The organism is Paenibacillus sp. LS-5, from assembly GCF_056121505.1.
Map to the genome: position 1 here is coordinate 354,660 of NZ_JBWAVA010000005.1, position 20,804 is coordinate 375,463.

A 20,804-nucleotide genomic window follows, 5' to 3' on the forward strand; every position below is an offset into this window, starting at 1 on the left:
TTTTTGAATTGCTTTATGAAGTATTTTTCAATTATAAACTTAATACTTGATCTTGTTGCATAGCCACTTCACTATCCCGGTCACGGGTTATGAAGTAGGTAAAGGTACAAGCCAGGAATACTATACCATAAATGGCCAGCATTCCGGCATCGCTCCACATAGTATCGAAGTTACCGGTTGAGATTACTGCCTTGAACCCTCTTACGCTATAAGTCATAGGCAGCAGCGGGTTGAAGAACTTCATCCAATCCGGAATCAGCTCGAGCGGGAAGGTTCCGGCGCTAGTTGTCAGTTGGAATATCAGGACAACGATAACTACGAACCGGCCCGGCTGATCCATCCAGGTAACAATGGCTTGAATCATCCACATGAAGGCAATACTTGTAATGAAGGTAAAGGCATAGAACAACGGTACATTCTGCACTTCAAGTCCAAGTCCGTAGAGAACGATAAGGATGGCCATCAGGGACTGGAACACGCTCATCATCGAGAAGGTAAGGGTGCGGCTGACGAAACGGTTGAACCGGCTGGCACCAATCACTTCGGAATCACGCATTGGAATAACAATGGTGCAGATAAGTGCGCCTACGAACAAACCAAGCGACAGGAAGTAAGGTGCAAACCCTGTACCATAGTTCTGTACAGTAGTGAATTCCTTCTCTTCAATCTCTACAGGCTGGGCAAACATCGATACCAGCGCATCGGTTTTCTTCACGGTGCTGGTCTGTGTAGCTGCATCACCGAGCTTCACTGCCAGCTCCCCGGAGCCTGCCTTCAAGTCGTCCAGTCCGTCCTTAAGCTGTACAGCTCCATCGCTCAGCTTCTTTGAACCGTCTGCTACAGAGGTGAGACCGCTGCTAAGCTGACCGGCTCCATCCATTAGCTTCGACGTGCCCGCTTCCAGCGCCTTGCCGCCGTCAGCAAGCTTCGCACCGCCTGCTGCCGCTTCGTCCAGCTTCGCACCGAACTGCTTCATGCCTGCGGCGAGCTTGCTGCCGCCAGTCTCCAGCGCTCCGGCTCCGGCCAGGAGCTGCTTCTGTCCATCCAGCAGCTGGGTGCTGCCGGCATTCAGCTGCTGTGCCCCGTCATGCAGCTGGGTCACTCCAGCATCCAGCTGTTGCGAACCCGCGTGCAGCTGATTCGCCCCCTGCACCAGCTGCTCCTGACCGCTATGCAGCGCAGTTGCGCCATCGAGGAGCTGCTGCTGGCCCTGATCGAGCTGTGCAGTCCCTTGAGCAACTGCGGTGCTGGCCGCGAGCAGCTTCTGTACATCCGGGCTTGCCGCCAGCTGCGGATTAGATTTGGCCAGCTGTGACAGGCCTTCCGCCACCGCTTTGGCTCCCGCACTTACCTTCGCACTGCCGTCCTTGGAAGCTTTCAGGCCCGCTTCCAGCTTCGCACTGCCGTCCACGGAAGAGGTCAGGCCCGCTTCCAGCTTCGCACTTCCATCCACAACGGATTTAGTGCCGGCTTGCAGCTTAGTGGTTCCGTCTACAGCCGATTGGGTACCTGCTTGCAGAGCAGCTGCTCCGGCTGCGGTCTTTTGCAATCCGGCATTGAGCTGCTTACTGCCGTCCGCGGTCTGTGATACGCCATCCTGCAATTGTTTATGTGCTGCTGACAACTGCTGGAGTCCGCCGGCAAGTGTGCTGCTGCCGTTCTGCAGAGCAGCCGCACCATTATTCAGATCTGCCACACCTTTAGTAAGCGGCTCAGTTCCAGCCAAAAGCTTACCGGTGCCTTCGCTCAGCACCAGCAGGTTATCCTTCAGCTTGAGCGCACCGTCGTCCAGCTTGGTGGCTCCATCGGCAATCTTGGTGGCGCCGTCGCCCGCTTCGCCAAGACCGCTGGCGATATCGGTGATTTTATCAAAAACAGAGGTGGTATAAGCTTCCGTAATTTTTGCAGATACTTTAGTCTTGATATCTTTCACGGCTGTACCGCCGATTTGGCCTGCCAAGAAATTATAGCCTTCATTGGGCTCATAGATGATCTTGGCCTGCTTCGGGCTGTCATCCAGCAACGTAGTCGCATTCTCGGAGAAATCTTCCGGAACCACGATGGTCATATAATAAGTCTCGTCTTGCATGCCGGCATCAGCTTGTGCCCGGGTGACAAAGTTCCATTTGAACCCGTCCGTTTTCTTCAGCTCCTCTACCAGGTCATTCCCGGCAGTAAGCTTCGTCCCCTCATAATCGGCACCTTTATCTTCATTAACAACAGCAACGGGCAGCTCGTTCATTTTGCCGTACGGGTCCCAGAATGCCTTCAGGAACAATCCGCTGTACAGGACCGGAATGAACAAGACAACAAACATTGGAATCAGCACCTTGGGATTCTTGAGCACTGCGCCCAGATCCTTGGCAAATACGGATAAAGATTTCATTCTGGTTCTCTCCTTCTGATCATATGCTCTCTTTAAAATGCTATAAGTATCTAAAAAAGGTGAATCTCTTGAAAACTTGCAGTAACACCAACTGACTGATTTCCCCATCCGGTCATTCAAGAGCAAATAAAAACTCCTGCCGGAGTCGTGTGAGGCTGCCAAATCTCTAGTTAATGTAACTGCTCAGCCAACCCTTCTGCCAAAAAGAGATGAAAATAGCTTGTAATCTGATCCTTCGTCAATGGCACATGCACCTTGTTCAGTTCGGCTGTAAGCACAATATACAGTCTGAACATTACCAGCGATACAATTTTGGGGTCACAGGGTTTCACTTCCCCTTGCTCAACAGCATATTCTACTTCACGCTGCAGATATTCCAGTACCACATTCTCAAGTTTGTCGAGACCTTCGTTCGCCTGAGGGGTTCCAAAATCCCGGCTTTCCTGGGACAGCTTGATGAATAGCTCATGTTCGCTGCGAAATTCGAGCAGAGCATCTAGAACACGGTGTAAATTTTCAAAAAATGACCGGTCCCGCTTGATCTCCCGCTCAGCGATGACTTTCATTTCCATCATCACATCACGTAGTATCTCATCAAACAACTGTTCCTTGTTCGTAAAAAAGGTGTAGATGGTTCCTTTGCCAACATTAGCGATCTTCGCGACCTGATCCATGGTTGTTGCCTTGTAGCCGAATAATGAAAAAGACTTGGTTGCGGCTTGGAGCACCTGTTGCCTTCGATCTACCACAGCCACCGGAGCGCACTTCCTTTCTTCATAAAATAGGCTGCCATACTGATATGACTGTTTTACTATTCTGGTCAATCGGTCAATACCCACTTTATCACGTTGCTTCCAAGTTTGCAATACTTGGGGGAAATCTTTATTTTTTTAATTTTTGCAGTGTTTTAACTTTCTATTTACGTCTAATTTGTATAATGTGAGAAAAGAAGCAATATCCCTAGTATAATAGAAGAGAAGATTAATCCTACCCATGAAGGAAAGTAGCAGGTGAACTTATGCGAAAGAAAAGAGTACTGCTGTTTTCGGAAGGCTTCGGTACGGGCCATACAGGGGCAGCCTATGCTCTGGCCGAAGGAATAAAGCGTCTTAGCCCGGATGTACAGTGCCGGGTCATTGAGCTTGGCAAATTCCTTAACCCTACGGTCGCTCCCTGGATTCTTTCAGCTTACCGCAGAACAGTCAGCAGCCAGCCGAAGCTGGTCGGCATGATGTACAAAACCCAATATCATAAATCTCTGAACCGGTTGACCAAGCTGGCGCTTCACCGGATTTTTTATACACATGCCTCACAGGTCATCGAGCAGCTGAAGCCCGATCTGATTATCTGTACGCATCCTATTCCGGCCGCTGTAATTTCACGCTTGAAACGGCAGGGGCTGGATGTGCCCATGTATACTCTGATTACGGATTATGATGCACATGGTAGCTGGGTCAATGAAGAAGCGACCCGTTATCTGGTGCCCACTTCCCGGGTCAAGTCCATACTTACCGGCCGCGGGATCTCCCCTGACAAGGTTACCGTTACCGGGATGCCTCTGCATCCCAAGTTCTGGGAACGGTCAAACAAAAAGCTGCTGCGTAAGGAACTTGGACTTGCTGATATCCCTACAGTACTAATTATGGGGGGCGGCTGGGGAATCATGTTCGGAAAAGAAGTTATGGACTCGCTCACCGCTCGTATGGATGATATCCAGCTTGTCTTCTGCATGGGCAGCAACGACAGGCTGATAGCCAAAATGAGAGCAAATCCCCTGCTGAACCATCCCAATGTGAAGATTCTGGGATACAGCAGCGAGATCAATAAGCTCATGGACGCTTCTGATCTGCTGATTACGAAGCCCGGAGGGATGACCTGTACGGAAGGCCAGGCAAAAGGCATTCCGATGCTTTTTTACAGCGCTATTCCCGGCCAGGAAGAAAAGAACTGCCAGTATTTCGTGGAACTGGGTCTGGCCGAGGAACTCGATTCCGGTGTGGTCGACAAATGGTTCTCGCTGCTCCTGCGTGAGTATGCTGGCCTTGAAGAGCTGCGCAGACGGCGGCTCACCCCGGATCACCAGCAGCCGAACCACTGCGCTTCCACCGTGCTCCAGTTACTAGGTGGACCTGTAGCCGGAATATCTGCGGATCTTCGGGGAGGACGGGTTGCTGCTGCCCAGGCACGAAATGAAGAAGCCGTCTACGTTACACCTTAAACGGCGATCCACCTTTAACGCTAACATAACCAAATAGAAACGGTACCGGCTAACAAGTCCGGTACCGTTTCTATTTGTAATGAAGCCAAGTTGCCTCAGAGCTATTTTCAGGACTTGACTTCTATTTATAAAAAGTATGATTGCCGATCGTTTTGGCGTACTGTCTGGAATGATGTACCGTCAGATCCTGGGCAAGCTTAAGCGACAAAAAGAAATACGTATCGTCAGTCACTGCTTTGTTGCCGGAGAGCGCAGCAGCAACAGCCTTAATACTGTCCCCGTTTGGCTTCACGCGCTTAAGACGCCCGTTGGCCACAGGACTGAATTGGCTTTTCTGATAAATCACATCATGAATGGTGTCGGGAAAATTGGCTGACCGTAGCCTGTTCAGAACAACGTTGGCGACTGCCACCTTGCCCTGGTACGGTTCACCTTCTGCTTCTGCCATGACGATTTTTTGCAGCAGTAGCAGGTCTTCTTCGGATACCGCGTAGCTCCAGGTCGCTTGACCTCGCTGCTCCTGGCTTAATAGCTTTGTCCGAGAGAAGAACAATTGAGTGGGGGGGTGTTGCTGAATTGCCGTGTGTTTGGTATTTACGAGCTGGCTCCCCTTAGCCACCGCCTGCTTGGCCACTTGCTGTGCCACGGGCGGAGTCGACTTCACCACAGCTACCTTTTGCCGGAGAATGCCAGTCCTCACTGCTGTGCCTTGGGGCTTCAGTATATCGGGACTGATCCACTCCATGTTCTGCCAGTTTTTCTTGGTCTGGGCCAGATTGGCGGCTGTGGTGTAGAGCATGGGTTTTGGGGTATTCTTGGTCCTTATCAAGCTAGTCGAGGCTTCACTGGACTGTGTCCACACCGAGGTTTGACCATTCGAGTTGAAATGATTCATTTGTACTGTATTTCTGCCTTTAGCGGTTCCTTCAGAACCGAGCAGGCTTATCGCAGAGAAACACACCAGAATAACGCCAACAAGCAGCGCAATACAGCGGTTTTGTTTAAAAATTACCATTTTATACCTCCTAAATTTACGGCACATTCCTATTGTATGTAACCGAAAATGGAAGCTTTGAAAACTTACTAATCGATTTTATTTCAGAAAAAAGTTAATTTTTCGATCATTTCATACATAGGAATGGCATGCATCCTGGTAGCATACACCACAAAACCATCCACCGTCCAGTTTAATTTACCATAATCTTCCTCGTTATAAGGCGGCTGAGCACGCAAATCAGTAAGTCTCCCGAGGCTGAACGGAAGTTCACCCCTGTATTTGCGGGCTAAAGTAAGATGAGGTTTAAACTCTCTGGCTTCGGGTATGAAACCAAGAGGACGTGTGGCGGTAATCACATGTTTCTGGAGATCCAACAGTTGCTCCATGTCGCCGGAAACGCCCGCCCAGAGCACCTTTGGCGCTTCCGGGCGCCCAAATGCCCCCCAATCTGTGAGGTGCAATTGAAATGGCTTACAAGTTGAAGCCACCTCTTTCAGCGCCTCAAGAAGAGCAGGAATTGACGGTTTCGGTGTATCTCCGAGAAATTGCAGGGTAATATGGTAATCCTCATAATGTGTCCATTTAGCAAAATTCAGCGAGGCAGACAAAGCGCTGCTCTCTTTCCCCAAGCTTTTGCATAGTAGAGAGGGAAGATTTACTGCAATGAACAAACGCTCCATTTCAGAGCCGGACAGCTTAGGTTCCATTTCAATTTCACCTTTCAGAGCAGATTTGTTATCCTTATTCTATACAGAATGAGACAGACTATTAAATAGTATAACGGGAGGGAACCATCTTGACGAAGTCCATTGTATGTCTGCACACTCTTTCACCACGGCAGCAAGAGCTAATCCGCGAAGCTGCCCCAGGTTATTCCCTTATGCTTGGAAACGGCAAAAATCCTGATCTTGCGATGCTTGCTGAAGCAGAAATTGTTATCGGCTGGGGCAAAGGAATCAGCGATACACTACTGAAGCCGGAGTCCCCGCTGCGCTGGCTGCAGACCTGGTCGGCAGGCGTGGAGAAACTTCCTCTGGACGCTATGAAGAACAAAGGTATCCTCCTGACTAACGCCAGCGGTGTGCACGCCGAGCCGATTACAGCAGTCATATTCGGCTTCATGCTGCTCTTTACGCGAAATCTGCATACGGCTGTGCGCAACCAAATGAACCGCCGCTGGCATTCCGAAGGCAATGAGAGCGAACTGACCGGCAAAACCGCTGTTATAGCAGGAACCGGTGCCATCGGCAGTGAAACCGCAAGAATCGCGAAGGCCTTCCGGATGAAAACTGTGGGTATCAGCCGCTCCGGTAAGCCGGTGGACGGCTTCGATGAAGTCTACACGACCGGTCAACTGAAGGATGCCGTAGGTCAAGGTGACTTCGTGATCAATACCCTCCCGCTTACTGAAGAGACGCAGCAGCTGTTTGATGCGGAGATTTTCTCAGCCTGTAAACGAGGATCTTATTACATTAATATTGGCCGGGGAGCCACAACCCATACCGAAGCTCTGATGGATGCGCTGAACAGCGGCCATTTGGCCGGTGCCGGCCTGGATGTATTCGAGACCGAGCCGCTTCCACCGGAACATCCGCTATGGGGAATGGAGCAGGTTGTCATCACACCGCATTGTGCCGGTTCAACGGACCGCTATGCGGACAGGCTGGTTGATATTTTTGTAGAGAATATGAAGTCCTATTTGAATTCAGGAACGCCTTCACGCAATCTGGTAGACTACAGCCGCCAGTATTAACGGAGTAAGTAAAAAAAGGGGGGTGTCCTAAGGACAACCCCCTTTTTCATGTGCACGAACCGTTTCCGCATCAGCAAAAAGCCTGCTAACACTACGCTCTGCTATACCTGAAACCGTGTTACGGATTCTTTCAGCTCTCCCAGCAAGGATCTAAGCTGTTCTATCCCCGTTGCCACCTCATTGGTGGAGTTGACCTGTTCATGGGCCGACGCCGACGTCTCTTCCACACTGGCTGCGGATTGCTGGGCCAGTGCTGAGATATGCTGGCTGAATTCATTCATGGTTTCACTTGCTCCCGTCATCTGCTGGAGGTCATTGCCCATCTCTTCAATGGTACTGGACATCCCATACACAGACTTGTTAATCTCAGCCAAGGCTTCACCTGTCTCCATAATTTTGCGGCTGCCCTCTTCTGTCTGCTCCACACCGCTACGCAATTGCTGGACCATTTCCCTGGAATCTTGCTGGATACCTTGTGTGATGGCTGTAATCTCCGAGACCGTCTGCTGGACATCCTCGGACAGCTTGCGCACCTCTTGTGCAACAACAGCGAAACCGCGTCCGCTCTCTCCGGCTCTCGCCGCTTCAATGGCTGCATTGATTGCCAGAAGATGTGTCTGTTCTGAGATGCTGCGGATTGATCCCACCAGCCTGAATATGCCTTCGTTCTTGAGATTCAACTCTTCTACGGCCTCCATGGACTGTGACACCACCTCGGCAATTTGGTTCATTTGCGCTACTGAGCTTTCCATTAATTCTTTTCCTTTATCGCCCTTTATCCGTACCTGCTCAGAATGCTCCGACAGCTCTACGCCTTTGCCGGCAAACTTCTCAATCACATTATTCATATTTTCTACAGCTCTCGATGCGTCTACAGCTGCTTCGGCCTGACTTCCAGAGGCCTTGGCCAGTTCCTCCATGGTAAGGGCAATCTGAATCCCCCCTTCCTTGGTTGTATTTACATTATTAACCAAACCTTCACTTTGCTCTGCAATAATCTCCTCAACGCTTCTGATCCGATTGACAATTTCCAGAAGAGTCCGGTTCGTGTCATTTACCGTTTTAGCCAAGAGGCCGATCTCATCCTTATTGCCAACACGGGTATCCTCAGCTGTCAGATCACCATTTGCTATGCGCTGCAGATGCGCTGTCACCTTCTTGACCGGAAGAATCATCATCCGCCGGATGAGCATGTTGATCCCCCCGGTTACAAGCAGCACTACCGCCAGAACGGCAAGATTCAGGATCCAGGAGGTTCTGTAAATGTCATCAGCCTGCTCTCCTTTATCCGCAGCTTCCTTTTGATTGTACGCCACAAGTTTCGCGATATCGGTCTGCATGGCATTAAACGCGGCAATCCCTTTTTTCGAGACTTCCAGAGCAAGCTCCTCATCACCTGAATCGCTAAGCTTGATGGTCTGGCTATTGATGGTCATGTACTCATCCCACTTATCCTGAAGAGCATTGAACTGCTGCAATTGATCTTCGCTCTGAAGCGTCGCCTTATAGTTTTTCATGGTTTCGGCCAACTTGCGGATGTACGAATCATGTTCCTGCTCAAGTTTTGCCTTCTCAGTACCTTCGGTATCCAAAATATGCTGCATGCTGACAGACATAATATGCTCCGAGTAGTAATTAATAGTATGTATCTGATTCAACGCAGGAATCATCTCGTCAACGATCTGGCCCGTATTCTTCTCCATCTTGTTCATTTGAGACAGGGAGACTCCCCCTAGAATCATCACCAGTATGGCCAAGACCACATAACCGGAGGCTATCTTAGTCGCGATGCTGCCTCTGATGCCGCTTACCGTCCGCTTGATAATCCCACTATTCCATTGATCCGGGGAACCTTTCTTCCAAAAACTACTTTGCCTGAACTTCTTAATCATATATGCGCCCCCTCCATCTTTTTGCGAAAACATAGCTTCAACTTCCACTTGTTACATTTCATTTTCATAAATGGGCAAAAATAAAGACTATAGTCTTTATTTCGGCAGGAAATACCCGAAAATTTATACTTATTTTCCTAAAAATCGCGACTTTGGTCCGGGTCCCATATATACAGCGTCCCTCTCGTGCTGCCACCCGGCTGAGAAAGAATACAGCGGTACTCCCATAGGGGAATACCGCTGCGTATTGAGCTTAATACTTGAAAATGGATTAACGGGAAATCGTCACTTCGTCAATATACATAGTTGCTGCCCCTGCCCCCGGAGGCGTCAGAATCTGAATGCCCAAACTGTTTGCTTGCTTCAGATCAGCCATAGTGAACGGCTCCACCCCATTCCCTACAAAGATATTATAGATAGTGCTGATATCGCTGAAATCAATTACGAATTCAGTAAACCCGTTACTGGATACCTTCTGCGCCCCGGAATCCAGCCATACGGTATACCCCCGGAGCTGAAGGAACAGCTTTGCCTGAACCTCAGGAAGGGCAGAACTCATTCTGACTTTTGCAGTAAGCTTCGTATACGGGCTCAGATCGAGATCGGCATATTTGGCAGCCGCCAGAAATGAATTGTCCGTCCATGAGAATTCCAGCTTCAAGGACTGCTGGCCTGCAGCGTACACATCCTTTGACACGGACACTGCTCCATTATTGAGTGCCCAGCCGTCTGTGCCGGACTCAAATCCATAATGAATATCGGGAACAGCTGACGTTAAAGCAACCTCCTGCAGATAGAGCGTAGCGGTTCCTCCGCCTCCTGATAAGTCTTCAATCTTGACTCCGATCGTCTTTACCGCCGATAGGTCGACGCCCGGTGCCGCTGCTGCAGCCGGTAAAGAAATCGACAATGTTGTATACCCGCTCGAATCAACAGTTATGGGTGTACCGCTGTCACTCCACGCCCAGCTTGAACCCGTTTTGATAAACAACCGAGCTTTGGCTGTACCGTTCGACAGTTTAACCTTAGCATTAATTGTATCCAGACCGGATATATTCAGGTTCGCAGGGTCCACGGCAAGCTCAAATGATTCTTTGTAGCTTCCATCGGCATTCTGGCCTGTGTTTACCAGATCAAATTGTACACCAGCCGCTTGTTCCGAAGCCGCGAATTCCGGAGCCTGGGCATTAGCGGAATCTCCATTTGCTGCAACCCAGCCTACAATATCCGCAGCACTGTTGAATGAATACAATATTCCAGCTGCGTGGGCACCCGGCGCTCCGCCATTGTCGCCGGACATATCAGGTAGCGATGCATCATATACCGCCTGAATATCGTCAAAATACAGCGTACCCTCATGGGCCTGTGCATCCATTGCGTTCACGTAGAGATTCAGACTTTGCACTTTCGCCAGTCTTTCCTTCGTAAGCGCACCCCCTGTGCCCCAGCTCATTTCGGTCAAATCTTTGAGGCTTAAGACAACCTTACCGTTAGAGCCCGGATTAATGACCGGATACGCTTCAAAGTATCCGCCGTCAATCACCAGTTGAACGACCAGCTTGAGCGGCGCTCCTGTCTGGGCATAAGAGCTACTGCCGTCAGAAGCCACCCACAAGCTTAGTGCGTTATAGTCAGACCAATCGAGAGAACCCAAGCTTTTCCCGATTCCTGTATATCCTGCGTTATTGATTGTGTAGTGGAGCTTCATTCCATAGTTGCCCGAGTATTTACGGTCTTGGCTTAACGTTACACCGATATCATCTCCACCGGCCTTGGGGTATTTAGCCGCAAGCGCATCGTCACTTGAACCATAGGATTCAAAATTATCTACCAGCGCAGTATCAGACACCGGAGCAGAATAGGTATTATAGAGACCTAAATTATCTACATAAATAGGCAGTTCCCCTTGAGCGGCAAGACCGCTTCCTACAAGAGATAGAGCCAGGCCGGTTGCCGCTGCTGATTTATCAGCCTGATCCAGTTCAACTACGGCATCGAACTTATAATACTGAGCCCCGGCAACAGTCACTTTATCCAGATCAGACAAGGATTTGTAGCTGGAATCCATCCCGTACTTGGTATTCCAGTCTTCCGGTAGCTGCACGACTCCCCGCACTGCGGCATTACCCGATACATTTTGAGCGGCCACAGGGATCAGAGCTGTGAATTTCACACGATTAACCTTGGACAGGTCTATTCCTTCGAGCGCATCAGGTGTCAGTTGAAGCTTCAATTCCTGCCAGGTATCATCAGCAGACAGCCCTTCCGAGATCCGGATCGCCAGCTTGCCGTCTCCATCCAGTACGGAATGGCTAAGATCAGTCTTGATGGTGTCACCATTTCCGGCCAGCCCGGACCATGTGCCATTATTCTGAATCCGACCTACATCTGCCGCCGTGTCAAAAGTGATCTCTTTGAGCGGAACCTCGCTGATCTTCACGAATACGGAGACACTTTGTGTGAGCACTGTATCACCCGGCCCATAGGACTTCACCGTAATCTCTGTAGAATTACCGTTCAAGCTAGGGTCAGGCTTCCAGGCCGCAGTGTAATATCCGTCTGCGCCAAGTACCATAGCCTTCTCTACCGTGGAGTCTCCTATTCTGTACGTCACTTTGGAAGGTACAACATTAGCCACCTTAGCACGAATAGTTGTCGTTGACTCCCTTACCGTTCCGATATTATTCGGAGTAACGATATGCATAAACGGCTCTGGAGTTGCCGCGTTCACCGCAAGACCGTACTTGTTGTCATTCTTCACATCACCGGCAAAAGCGGAATAAGGATCGTTATAGAAATTAACGAAGTCCGGAAGCAGCTCATGGTCTGCTTTTTTAGGCACATTCTTATAGGGAACGTAAAGATTATTACCCTCCCCGAAGTTAGCCCAGGTCAGCATATAGGAGATCTTTGCTGCATCCGGGTCAGCCTTGATTGCATTAAGCACCTTAGTGAACCATTCCAGCTCATTATTTCCGGTCGTCTTCATCCCTGCGGCACTATAGCCGTATTCCGACAGGGTGACAAGCTTGCCTCTGCTCTGAGCCAGCCCGGATATCATCCGCAAATCCTTAACAAGGCCGTTCAGGAATGCCTCAGATCCTGCATTATCCTTGTTGTCATATTGGTCCATACCTAGAATGTCCACATATTGGTCACCCGGATAAGTCGTCAAATACTCGCTTTCATTTCCGTTAAACGAACCATTTGGAGAAAAGACGTACAGGAAATTGTGGACGCCTTTGACGTCGCGCAGGTACTCCACGGTATACCGGTATAATTCGGCGTATTCACTCTTGGTAGTGGTTGCCGCCCCCCACCAGAACCAGCCGCCGTTCTGTTCATGGAAAGGGCGGAACAGGACCGGAATGAGATTGCCGTCATCGTCTTTAAGGTTGTTCGCAAAGGCTGCAATCCGGTCAAGGTAGACATTGAAGTCGGCATTCTTGTCACCACCGGGCAAGATGCGCTCGACTACAGATGCTGTGGCGCCTTTGGTATTGCTGGTATCATTAAAGCTTCCGCCTGTAGCAAAATTGTAAGGATGAGTACTCATCGTTACGATTCCGCCCAACTCATGAGCATGCTTCATGGCAGCGCTCAAGCCCAGCCGGCTGGCCTCATAGTCTCCGCTAACACCCGGAGGAGCCTCATGGCCGTCCAGGCTAAGGGTATCCCAGCCGAATACTGCCGGGTAGTCACCGGTCGAGCTGTACACGTCGGATATTACGTTCCCTGCTTCATCTTTACCGGCAAAAGACACGGTTGTATCATGCTGATGTCCGAACATGACTTCCTTACCGCTTTTCTCATTAAGATAAGCAAAGAGGGATTTGGTAGCCGCTGTAGCAGAAGGATCAACGACTCGTACAGTAGGAGTGACGGTTCCTGTTCCACCGCTTCCGCCGGAGTTACCCGAGCTTCCGGAGCTGATGGTAACCGCCGGCATTCCCGCTCCGGTCAGCGTAGCCACTCCCGCCTTAACACTATAGATTCCTGCCGCCAGAGGCTGGCCGTTCAGGACAACAGATGCTGCACGCACCTCAAGCCTGTTGATCGTTCCCTTGCCCGTCAGTGAAGTACCTGCGGCACCACTGCCGATTACCATCTCGGAGATCACTGCATTCTCGTTCACCTCAATAATAGAAGCGCTTTCAATATTCATACGGCTTATAGTTGTAGAGCCCTCATCAGCTATACGTACTTTACCTTCCGGACGGTTAACATACACCGCAGCCAACTTAGAATTATTGAAATGGATGGAGTTCTCCCCGCCCCCGGCGGTGTATACGGTACCCCGCACCGTTACGTTCTCCAAAGATGCTTCTCCGCTGCCAATGCCGGGCGCCAAATATAAATTGCCCGAAATCACACTGTCTTTGAGTACAGCACCTGTGTGGTTGATCAGTACATTGCCCTGAATAGTCCCGCCTGTAACCGTTCCAGCCGTGTTAATGTAGCGGTTGACCAGTCTGTCAACGATGCTCACCATCTCAGCCCGGGTGATGGCAATGTCCGGACGGAAGCTACCGTCAGGATATCCGCTGAGCGTACCGTTCAGCGCCTGAACGGATTCCTTGGCATAACCGCTGATAGTACTACTGTCCGTAAAAGAGACAGGCGCCGCATCAGCGCTTGGTTGTAATGAGAATACTGCCGCCAAAAGGGCAGCTGCATCCTGGCGGGTTACTTTTGTATCCGCTTTCGCTTTATTGTCCGGGAAGCCTTTATAATAGCCTGCCTGTTTGGCGATAGACAGGTCCTTGGCATACCAGGCTCCTGCCGGCACATCTGCAAAGGAAGTCTCTGCAGCAGCACTGAATCCGAAAAGCTTGTTTACAATGCTGACCAGTTCAGCCCGGGTCACCTGGTTATCTGGCCGGAACGACCCGTCAGGGTATCCTTGAACCACACCGTTGCCCCGCCACTTTGCAATGCTGTCCTGGGCCCAGTGCGTCCCCAATTTCTCATCCGACTTGCTGCTTGCAAGTGCGGGTGCCGCCATCGAAATAACCATGATGGAGGTAAGGAGCAGCGCGAATCCTTTTTTGAATCTCTTCATTCATTTGTCCTCCTTTTGTGTAAGGGTTTTCATAATACAAAGAAACACAATAACTACATTGGCAATATTAGCATTTAAATAATAAATAAACAATAACAAAATTATATACCCTCCTTGAATTTATTCTTTAATTCACGTCACCGAAAGTATATGCGATGACCCATAACTACATAAAACCCATATAATACAGGTATATTTCAACTGTATTCCTCCTACAAAATTGAGATACACAACGGAATTACACCAACCATAAATAACTAACAAAATAATAACAAAATAGAGCAAGAGAACACCAGAATTCAAAAACAAAGACCAGAAATGCAAAGGAAAGACCAGAAAAAAGCCGTGCCCGCTACAGGTACGGCTTACTTTATTAGTAAGATTCACTTCCAATACACCGGTTTCCAGTAATCCGCTCCATCCTAGTCCAGATCATAAATGGAGCCGACCTTTAACCCATATAGCTCGTTGTATATTTTCTCGGCAAAAGCGTCCGTCATTCCGGCGATATAATCAATGACCATATGCTCCCAAGTCCAGATGGGTTTAGTCTGGCGCTGATCCTTCTCAAAACGCTGCAGCCAGTCGCTTGGGATAATCGCCCGCGAGGTTTCCGGGTCCAGGAACGCTTCCCATAGGCGCCGCAGAATCCACTCACTGCGTTTTTGCAGCCGTTGTACCCGCAGATCACGTATCATCGTGACCCAGGCGAAGCTTTTCAGCACACTGACGGTCCGCAACATATCCTCGTCCTCCTGACCCTCTTTAATGAAGGTAACCTTCTTCCAGTCCCCGTCCTCAATGACTCCAAGGCTGGCGACAAAGGTGCTGACCCAGTAAGCCTTGACCTCACGCCGAGTGCGGGAATAGTCATTTTCACAGGTTGGCATCTTCTCCATCCATACCCGAAGGAACGAGCTCAGCACCTCATTAACCTTAATGTGTATATCCGCTTCCTTCCAGCCCATCCAGAAGGCATCCTCCAAAGTGGTGATTTTCTCCACGATCAGCTTCTGGATATACGCATCATGCATGAAGTGTTCATGCACCTCGATTTTACCGGCCTTAATGCCGTCCTCCAGATCATGGGCAGAGTATGCAATATCATCACAAAGGTCCATCAATTGAGCTTCAAGCGTCTTTTTCCCTTCCGGGACTCCCCACTGGCTGCGGATCTCCGAAATATAATTCCATTCGTGCAGATACATGCCCTTCTTCAATACTGTACCGGGAAAAGGGTATTTATTAATGCCCAGCAGCACCGCATCCGAGAGATTCAGCCCGTCGATATTCTCACGTTTCTCCAGGAACATAATCAGCCGGAAATTATGGGCATTGCCTTCAAAATGCTCAAACTGCCGTCTCATATTCTCACGGATTGTCTCCTGCTGCACCGGACCTGCGCTTGATTTGCGAACCGCCTCCTCCGTCTTCTTCGTTACAAGGCGTTCTAATATGCCATCGAGTACCTCTTCCCCTTTGTGGCCAAATGGCGGATGACCGAAATCATGGGCGATTGCCGCACATTCTACCACCTCCGGATCAATGACCAGCCCGGGATTATCCGCTTGTCCGGTCTCCACCTCCGGGTAGGAGCGCAGCAGACTTTTGGCCGCTTCACGGGCAATCTGTGCCACCTCCAACGAATGGGTCAGACGCGTACGGTAATAGTCGCCGGTGCCTGCACCGAATACCTGGGATTTGCCTTGCAGCCGGCGGAAGGTCGGCGAATGGATCAGACGCGAATAATCGCGTTCATATGCTGCTCTAGAAGTTTCCAGGCGGGTAATCTCCGGATATTGCCGATGCTCTCTTTTTTCAATTAGTGTCATATCCGCTGCCCCCATCCTTGTTCTGTATTTAATATTTCATTATAGTCATTTTGCCCGGAACTTTCACTCTAAAATACATATAGGCAGGGCATCCTTCCAAGTTCTTTAATTGCGAAGGAACTTAAAATAGGGTAGTCTTGAGCTATTATAGCTGTATTCAGAGAACTGCCGCAGTTCATCCTTAGGAGGCTTTATCCATGTCCGACAATACTTCCTACACCACAGAAGAGATCGCCCGGTTGTTGAAGATATCAAAACTTAAAGTCTATGATCTCATTAAAAAAGGTGAGCTTCCCTCCTACCGGGTAGGCAAGCAGATGCGTGTGGATCTCTCCGATCTGGAGGCATATAAACAGAACTCGCGCAGCGGGGCGTCCGGAAGTCTGGCGCCAGCCCCAGGACTGGTTGAAGCCCCGTTGTCCGCAGTTCCCCCTACCCTGCCGACGCAAATCGCACAGACGCAGGGGCATTCAAGCAAGACCACTGGCATAAATGTGGTGATAACCGGCCAGGATATGTCGCTGGACATTTTGGCTACGCATCTGGAGCGCCGTGAGTCTTCCGCCCGTCCACTGCGGTCGTACGCCGGGAGTCTGGACAGCCTGATTGCGATGTACCACGGAGAATCCGACATTGTCAGCACTCATCTGCTGGATGGAGATACTGGAGAGTACAATTTGCCCTATATCCGCAGACTGCTAGTCGGCTTTTCTTATATCGTAGTACGAATGCTGACGCGGAGTGCAGGCTTCTATGTACAAAAGGGCAATCCGAAAGGCATACGGGACTGGTCTGATCTGAGGCAGAACGGAATTAGGCTGGTCAACCGTGAGCGCGGCGCAGGAGCAAGGGTCCTGCTCGACGAGCAGCTTCGCCTCCATGGCATCCCATCCTCCAGCATCAGCGGGTATGCGACTGAGGAGAACAGCCATTTTGCCATTGCCGGCAGAGTCGCCCGGGGAGAAGCCGATGTGGGCATCGGTACAGAAAAAGCCGCCAAGATTATTGACGGCATCGATTATATTCCGCTTATTCAGGAGCGGTACGATCTGGTGATACTCAAGAAACCCGAGCACGAGGCACTGATCGGAACCGTTATTGATATTCTGCGCTCCACCGCCTTCAAGAACGAGCTCAGCTCCATTCACGGCTATGACCTCAGCGAGACTGGCACGGTCATTTTCGAAACTTGATACTTCTACCGCTTTGGGCTTACTCGCTTACTCGGATGCCTTCTTTTCCTTGGTGTACTTGAACTTAAAGCTTCCCTTCGTTCCGGTTCCTACGATCTCCAGCTTGTAGGTGCCGGTTTGTTGTATCTGCAGGTCTTCCTCACCTTCCTTGTCCGTCTCCAGCTCTTTGAACAGCTTATGGTCAGGATCGTACAGCTTCATGGTCAGTTCACCCTTTTCCACCTTGGAAGCATAGCTTATATGAATGGTATCCCCTTCCTTAAGCTTCAGATTATGCTTCTCGGTGCCGGACAGCAGCCGGTAAGAAGCCTTGATTTGGTGCGGGGTACTGGAACCCACGTACATCAGCTTTTTCTCGCATCCAGTAACCATGATCAAAGAACCTGTTAGAATCAGCAAACATAGCCCCTGCCAACGTTTGTTCACTTGAATTCACTCCCCTGATATATAATCTGTCCGCAGTGCGGGCAGTATTGGGCGTGCACACCACTTGCACTCTGCACTTTCTGCCGCTTCCGGGCAAAAAGATACAACACAACCCCCATAAAATTAGGAATATAAAAAACAGCAGTCATCCACAGCCATGTATTCATTTGTTTGCGCGAAGAATCCTTATATACGAACACACCCAAAGCTACGTATAAACCGACAAACAGCAGGATTGCCAGTGCCGTTATAGTCACCCAGACCGGATCCTCCTCCCACATATCGGACATATAGGGAATAATCCAATAGCCGGAATAGGCCAACAGAATAATCATTATTGTTGTGATGCCCCAAAATACCAGCAGACCCAAATAGGTATGTTTATTCATTTCCCTTCCCTCCTTTCACCTGAGCCACAAAGGTCAGGTTTGTGCAATTTCCGCATCTCTGCCCGACATATACAACAGAAGCACCACTAAGGCAACCGCCGGAACAACCCCTAAGGAGAGCAGGAGCGTCAGCTTCCAGAGCAAGGGAATCGGTCCCATTAGCAGACATCCCCACAACAGGAGCAGAGCCAGTGCAATCAGTACCGCCAGAGCTGCAAACCTTGTTCCCGGCACTTCCTTCCGGCGCATTCGCCGCAGGGTTACAGGAACCAGCCACGCCGGAGCCGGAATCTCCCTGCTATAATATTCACGCAGCATTTCTTCACACTTCTCATCCCCGGCCTTATCCCTCATCAATACTCCTCCCTCCATGGCTCTACTGCTTTTTGCAGCAGCTTCTTGCTCTGATTCAATCTGGACTTCACAGTCCCAGTGGGAATACCCAGCATTTCTCCGATCTCCTCATAGCTGAACTCTTCATAATAGAAAAGCACCAATGGACCCAAATACCGTTTGGGCAGCTTGCGGAGCCCCTTCTCCAGACAGGCGTTCCGTTCATTCTGCAGCAGTTGCTCCTCCGTCAGCGGCGCCCCGTCCCGAAGTTCAGCCCAGGGTACACGGCTGTTTTCCCCACCGGCAAGCCGCTCATAGAGCTTTTTCCATTTCCGGTAGCTGTCCCGGTGCAGATTCAAGGTCAACTTGAACAGCCACGCCTTAAAAGACCGCTCCGAATCGTAACGATCCAGCTTGCGGATCACCCGCACCCAAACCTCCTGAAACAAATCCTCCGCATCCGGAGCATTCAGGGTAAGGTGGCGGCAGAAACAGTACAAATCATCCTGGTATCTTTCCACTAAAGGTCCGAGCATTTCCTGTCTGCCCGTCAGGTATCCTTCGATGAGCTGCTTATCAGTAATCATGTTCCTCTGCCCGCCCTTTCATATCCTATTACGAAAGCATCCGGCTCTTTGTTCGAAATTTCACAAAACTCTTATTTCTAAAATAATACAGCAAAAAGCAGGTCCCCTGGGCACTTCAATGCCCTAGGACCTGCTCTTTATTCGGAAATGGATGATTTACGTAGCCTTCCTTTACAAGGAACGGCGGTTGACGAACATCAGCATGAGTGCGGAGATGACAATAATCGAGCCTACCCACATCCAGGCCAGCGTCATATTCCCGCCATCGACAGCCACATAAATGGCAGTAGGTACAGTCTGTGTACGCCCCGGAATATTGCCAGCCACCATAATGGTAGCTCCAAATTCCCCGAGCCCCCGGGCAAATCCAAGCACATATCCTGCTGCCAGCGAACGGCCGGCGAGCGGAAGCGTCACATACCTGAGCACCTGAAGTTCACTGGCTCCCTGCGCACGTGCAGCGTCCTCGAGATCCTTCTCCACCCCTTCAAACCCGGCCTTCACCGTACGGTATACGAGAGGAAAAGCAACAACAACCGCAGCTATGACTGCCGCCCCCCAGGTAAAAAGAATAGTATGCTCCGTAAACAGTTCGTACAGCTTCCCAATCCAGCTCCGCCGGCCCAGCATCACCAGCAATACGAACCCGACCACGGTTGGCGGCAGCACCAGCGGAAGAAGCAGCACGGTTTCAATCAGACTGTAGCCGGGAAACCTCCGTCCCGCCATCGCCTTGGCTGCCAGTGTCGCCAGCAGGAACACTATAATACTTGTGATAACTGAGATCTTAACCGAAAGCCAGACCGGGGCGAAAAAATCGGTCCAATTGATCTCCACTGCTCTTCACCCCGTTTATATTTTGATAAGCCAAACTTTAGATTTCCATAATTTATTCAGCAAGCATAAAGCCGTAGCTGGTGAAGATATCACTTGCTGACTTTGTCTGAACATAGCTGTAAAAAGCTTTGGCCTCTGTCTGATGCTTCGATTCCTTCATGACACCTACCGGATAATTAATCGGCTTATGCACATGCACGCCTACTGTAAGAGCAATCCTCACTTTGTTCGAAGTAAGAGCATCCGTCTTGTAGACGAATCCGGCATCAGCATTTCCGGTTTCCACATAAGAGAGCACCTGTCGCACATCCTTGGCAAATACCAGCTTGCTTTGCAGCGTATCCCATACGTTCTTTGCTGTCAATGACTGTTGTGCATATTGTCCGGCTGGAACCGATTCGGGTTGTCCGATAGCTACTTTCTTGAAAGCTTTATCCGTAAGCTGTGTAATGGTAGTGATGGAGGACTTGGAATCCGAAGGCACCACCAGCACCAGCTGATTCTTCAAAAGCTCCGTATTATCAGAAACAAGGCCGCCATCGACGAGTGCTTTCATTTGCTTGTCACCCGCTGAGAAGAACAGGTCGGCAGGAGCCCCTTGTTCAATCTGTTTCTGCAGAGTACCGGAAGCGCCGTAGTTGAAGACAAGATCAATATCCGGATGCTGTTTCTCATAGAGAACCGCAATCTTATCGAGACTGTCCTGCAGACTCGCTGCGGCTGAGATGATAATTTCAGTCTTTTTCGCCGCCTCGACTTGCTTCTCCAGCACCGCCAACAACCCCGCCGCCAGCAGCACAGCCATTACAACCCCTGCGAACTTCTTGAACATCCCCATTCCTCCTATGTATGTATCCTGTATATTTTGAGGATATTTTAGCATATCATTTTCAAATTTT

At 50.0% G+C, this 20,804-nt stretch carries 16 protein-coding genes; 3 read left to right on the forward strand and 13 right to left on the reverse strand.

From position 1 onward, the window contains the following. Positions 1-31 precede the first annotated feature (31 nt). Together AC0MA3_RS11260 and AC0MA3_RS11265 are read right to left on the reverse strand one after the other, a co-directional pair. On the reverse strand, positions 32-2,386 hold the full coding sequence (locus AC0MA3_RS11260; RefSeq protein WP_474656233.1) for a YhgE/Pip family protein: 2,355 nt from the start codon (positions 2,384-2,386) through the stop codon (positions 32-34). A gap of 170 nt (positions 2,387-2,556) precedes the next feature. After that, on the reverse strand, positions 2,557-3,141 hold the full coding sequence (locus AC0MA3_RS11265) for a TetR/AcrR family transcriptional regulator (RefSeq protein WP_379154524.1): 585 nt from the start codon (positions 3,139-3,141) through the stop codon (positions 2,557-2,559). Between the two features lie 263 nt (positions 3,142-3,404). On the opposite strand from AC0MA3_RS11265, the gene AC0MA3_RS11270 reads away from it, so the two are divergent. After that, a complete protein-coding gene (locus tag AC0MA3_RS11270) occupies positions 3,405-4,604 on the forward strand; it encodes an MGDG synthase family glycosyltransferase (protein ID WP_379154521.1) in 1,200 nt (399 codons plus the stop codon). A 121-nt stretch (positions 4,605-4,725) separates the two neighbouring features. Here AC0MA3_RS11270 and AC0MA3_RS11275 read toward each other — a convergent pair whose 3' ends face one another. Both AC0MA3_RS11275 and thpR read right to left on the reverse strand, forming a co-directional pair. Then, the gene (locus AC0MA3_RS11275) at positions 4,726-5,619 is read right to left on the reverse strand and encodes a cell wall hydrolase (protein WP_474656234.1); all 894 of its coding nucleotides are present in this window, start codon (positions 5,617-5,619) and stop codon (positions 4,726-4,728) included. A gap of 83 nt (positions 5,620-5,702) precedes the next feature. Beyond that, on the reverse strand, positions 5,703-6,308 hold the full coding sequence (gene thpR, locus AC0MA3_RS11280; RefSeq protein WP_474656235.1) for an RNA 2',3'-cyclic phosphodiesterase: 606 nt from the start codon (positions 6,306-6,308) through the stop codon (positions 5,703-5,705). 89 nt (positions 6,309-6,397) lie between these two features. Between thpR and AC0MA3_RS11285 the strand changes: the two genes are divergently transcribed. Then, positions 6,398-7,354 carry a D-2-hydroxyacid dehydrogenase gene (locus AC0MA3_RS11285; protein WP_379154511.1) on the forward strand — a complete coding sequence of 319 codons (957 nt, stop codon included), beginning with the start codon at positions 6,398-6,400 and terminating at the stop codon, positions 7,352-7,354. 101 nt (positions 7,355-7,455) lie between these two features. On the opposite strand, the gene AC0MA3_RS11290 is transcribed toward AC0MA3_RS11285, so the two are convergent. The 3 genes from AC0MA3_RS11290 to AC0MA3_RS11300 form a co-directional block, all read right to left on the reverse strand. Beyond that, the gene (locus AC0MA3_RS11290; protein WP_474656236.1) at positions 7,456-9,246 is read right to left on the reverse strand and encodes a methyl-accepting chemotaxis protein; all 1,791 of its coding nucleotides are present in this window, start codon (positions 9,244-9,246) and stop codon (positions 7,456-7,458) included. Between the two features lie 271 nt (positions 9,247-9,517). Then, positions 9,518-14,308, reverse strand: a complete 4,791-nt coding sequence (locus AC0MA3_RS11295; RefSeq protein WP_474656237.1) for a glycosyl hydrolase — start codon at positions 14,306-14,308, stop codon at positions 9,518-9,520. 422 nt (positions 14,309-14,730) lie between these two features. Next, entirely contained in the window at positions 14,731-16,140 is a 1,410-nt protein-coding gene (locus AC0MA3_RS11300) for a deoxyguanosinetriphosphate triphosphohydrolase family protein (RefSeq protein WP_379154502.1), read from the reverse strand. A 197-nt stretch (positions 16,141-16,337) separates the two neighbouring features. Here AC0MA3_RS11300 and AC0MA3_RS11305 point away from each other — a divergent pair, with 197 nt between their 5' ends. Continuing rightward, entirely contained in the window at positions 16,338-17,333 is a 996-nt protein-coding gene (locus AC0MA3_RS11305) for a substrate-binding domain-containing protein (protein ID WP_474656238.1), read from the forward strand. A 27-nt stretch (positions 17,334-17,360) separates the two neighbouring features. Here the strand turns inward: AC0MA3_RS11305 and AC0MA3_RS11310 are convergent, their stop codons facing one another. From AC0MA3_RS11310 to modA, 6 genes are all read right to left on the reverse strand, one after another. After that, positions 17,361-17,759, reverse strand: a complete 399-nt coding sequence (locus tag AC0MA3_RS11310) for a hypothetical protein (protein WP_474656239.1) — start codon at positions 17,757-17,759, stop codon at positions 17,361-17,363. Next, positions 17,756-18,148 carry a hypothetical protein gene (locus tag AC0MA3_RS11315; protein WP_474656240.1) on the reverse strand — a complete coding sequence of 131 codons (393 nt, stop codon included), beginning with the start codon at positions 18,146-18,148 and terminating at the stop codon, positions 17,756-17,758. The genes AC0MA3_RS11310 and AC0MA3_RS11315 overlap by 4 nt, the downstream gene beginning before the upstream one ends. A gap of 33 nt (positions 18,149-18,181) precedes the next feature. Beyond that, entirely contained in the window at positions 18,182-18,502 is a 321-nt protein-coding gene (locus tag AC0MA3_RS11320; protein ID WP_474656241.1) for a hypothetical protein, read from the reverse strand. Continuing rightward, positions 18,502-19,068 (reverse strand): RNA polymerase sigma factor, encoded by a 567-nt coding sequence (locus AC0MA3_RS11325; RefSeq protein ID WP_474656242.1) that lies wholly within the window; start codon positions 19,066-19,068, stop codon positions 18,502-18,504. The genes AC0MA3_RS11320 and AC0MA3_RS11325 overlap by 1 nt, the downstream gene beginning before the upstream one ends. Positions 19,069-19,239: 171 nt before the next feature. Next, positions 19,240-19,899: a molybdate ABC transporter permease subunit gene (modB, locus tag AC0MA3_RS11330; protein ID WP_379155846.1), complete on the reverse strand. Its 660-nt coding sequence runs from the start codon at positions 19,897-19,899 to the stop codon at positions 19,240-19,242. A 58-nt stretch (positions 19,900-19,957) separates the two neighbouring features. Next, positions 19,958-20,737, reverse strand: a complete 780-nt coding sequence (gene modA, locus AC0MA3_RS11335; RefSeq protein ID WP_474656243.1) for a molybdate ABC transporter substrate-binding protein — start codon at positions 20,735-20,737, stop codon at positions 19,958-19,960. Positions 20,738-20,804: the final 67 nt, after the last annotated feature.

What these genes read in the sequence shown, in the direction of transcription:
- thpR (WP_474656235.1), bottom strand. Translation starts at nt 6,308, where the DNA reads ATGGAACCTAAGCTGTCCGGCTCTGAAATGGAGCGTTTGTTCATTGCA.
- modA (WP_474656243.1), bottom strand. Translation starts at nt 20,737, where the DNA reads ATGTTCAAGAAGTTCGCAGGGGTTGTAATGGCTGTGCTGCTGGCGGCG.
- AC0MA3_RS11305 (WP_474656238.1), top strand. Translation starts at nt 16,338, where the DNA reads ATGTCCGACAATACTTCCTACACCACAGAAGAGATCGCCCGGTTGTTG.
- AC0MA3_RS11320 (WP_474656241.1), bottom strand. Translation starts at nt 18,502, where the DNA reads ATGAGGGATAAGGCCGGGGATGAGAAGTGTGAAGAAATGCTGCGTGAA.
- AC0MA3_RS11325 (WP_474656242.1), bottom strand. Translation starts at nt 19,068, where the DNA reads ATGATTACTGATAAGCAGCTCATCGAAGGATACCTGACGGGCAGACAG.
- AC0MA3_RS11295 (WP_474656237.1), bottom strand. Translation starts at nt 14,308, where the DNA reads ATGAAGAGATTCAAAAAAGGATTCGCGCTGCTCCTTACCTCCATCATG.
- AC0MA3_RS11315 (WP_474656240.1), bottom strand. Translation starts at nt 18,148, where the DNA reads ATGAATAAACATACCTATTTGGGTCTGCTGGTATTTTGGGGCATCACA.
- AC0MA3_RS11270 (WP_379154521.1), top strand. Translation starts at nt 3,405, where the DNA reads ATGCGAAAGAAAAGAGTACTGCTGTTTTCGGAAGGCTTCGGTACGGGC.
- AC0MA3_RS11300 (WP_379154502.1), bottom strand. Translation starts at nt 16,140, where the DNA reads ATGACACTAATTGAAAAAAGAGAGCATCGGCAATATCCGGAGATTACC.
- AC0MA3_RS11290 (WP_474656236.1), bottom strand. Translation starts at nt 9,246, where the DNA reads ATGATTAAGAAGTTCAGGCAAAGTAGTTTTTGGAAGAAAGGTTCCCCG.
- AC0MA3_RS11275 (WP_474656234.1), bottom strand. Translation starts at nt 5,619, where the DNA reads ATGGTAATTTTTAAACAAAACCGCTGTATTGCGCTGCTTGTTGGCGTT.
- AC0MA3_RS11260 (WP_474656233.1), bottom strand. Translation starts at nt 2,386, where the DNA reads ATGAAATCTTTATCCGTATTTGCCAAGGATCTGGGCGCAGTGCTCAAG.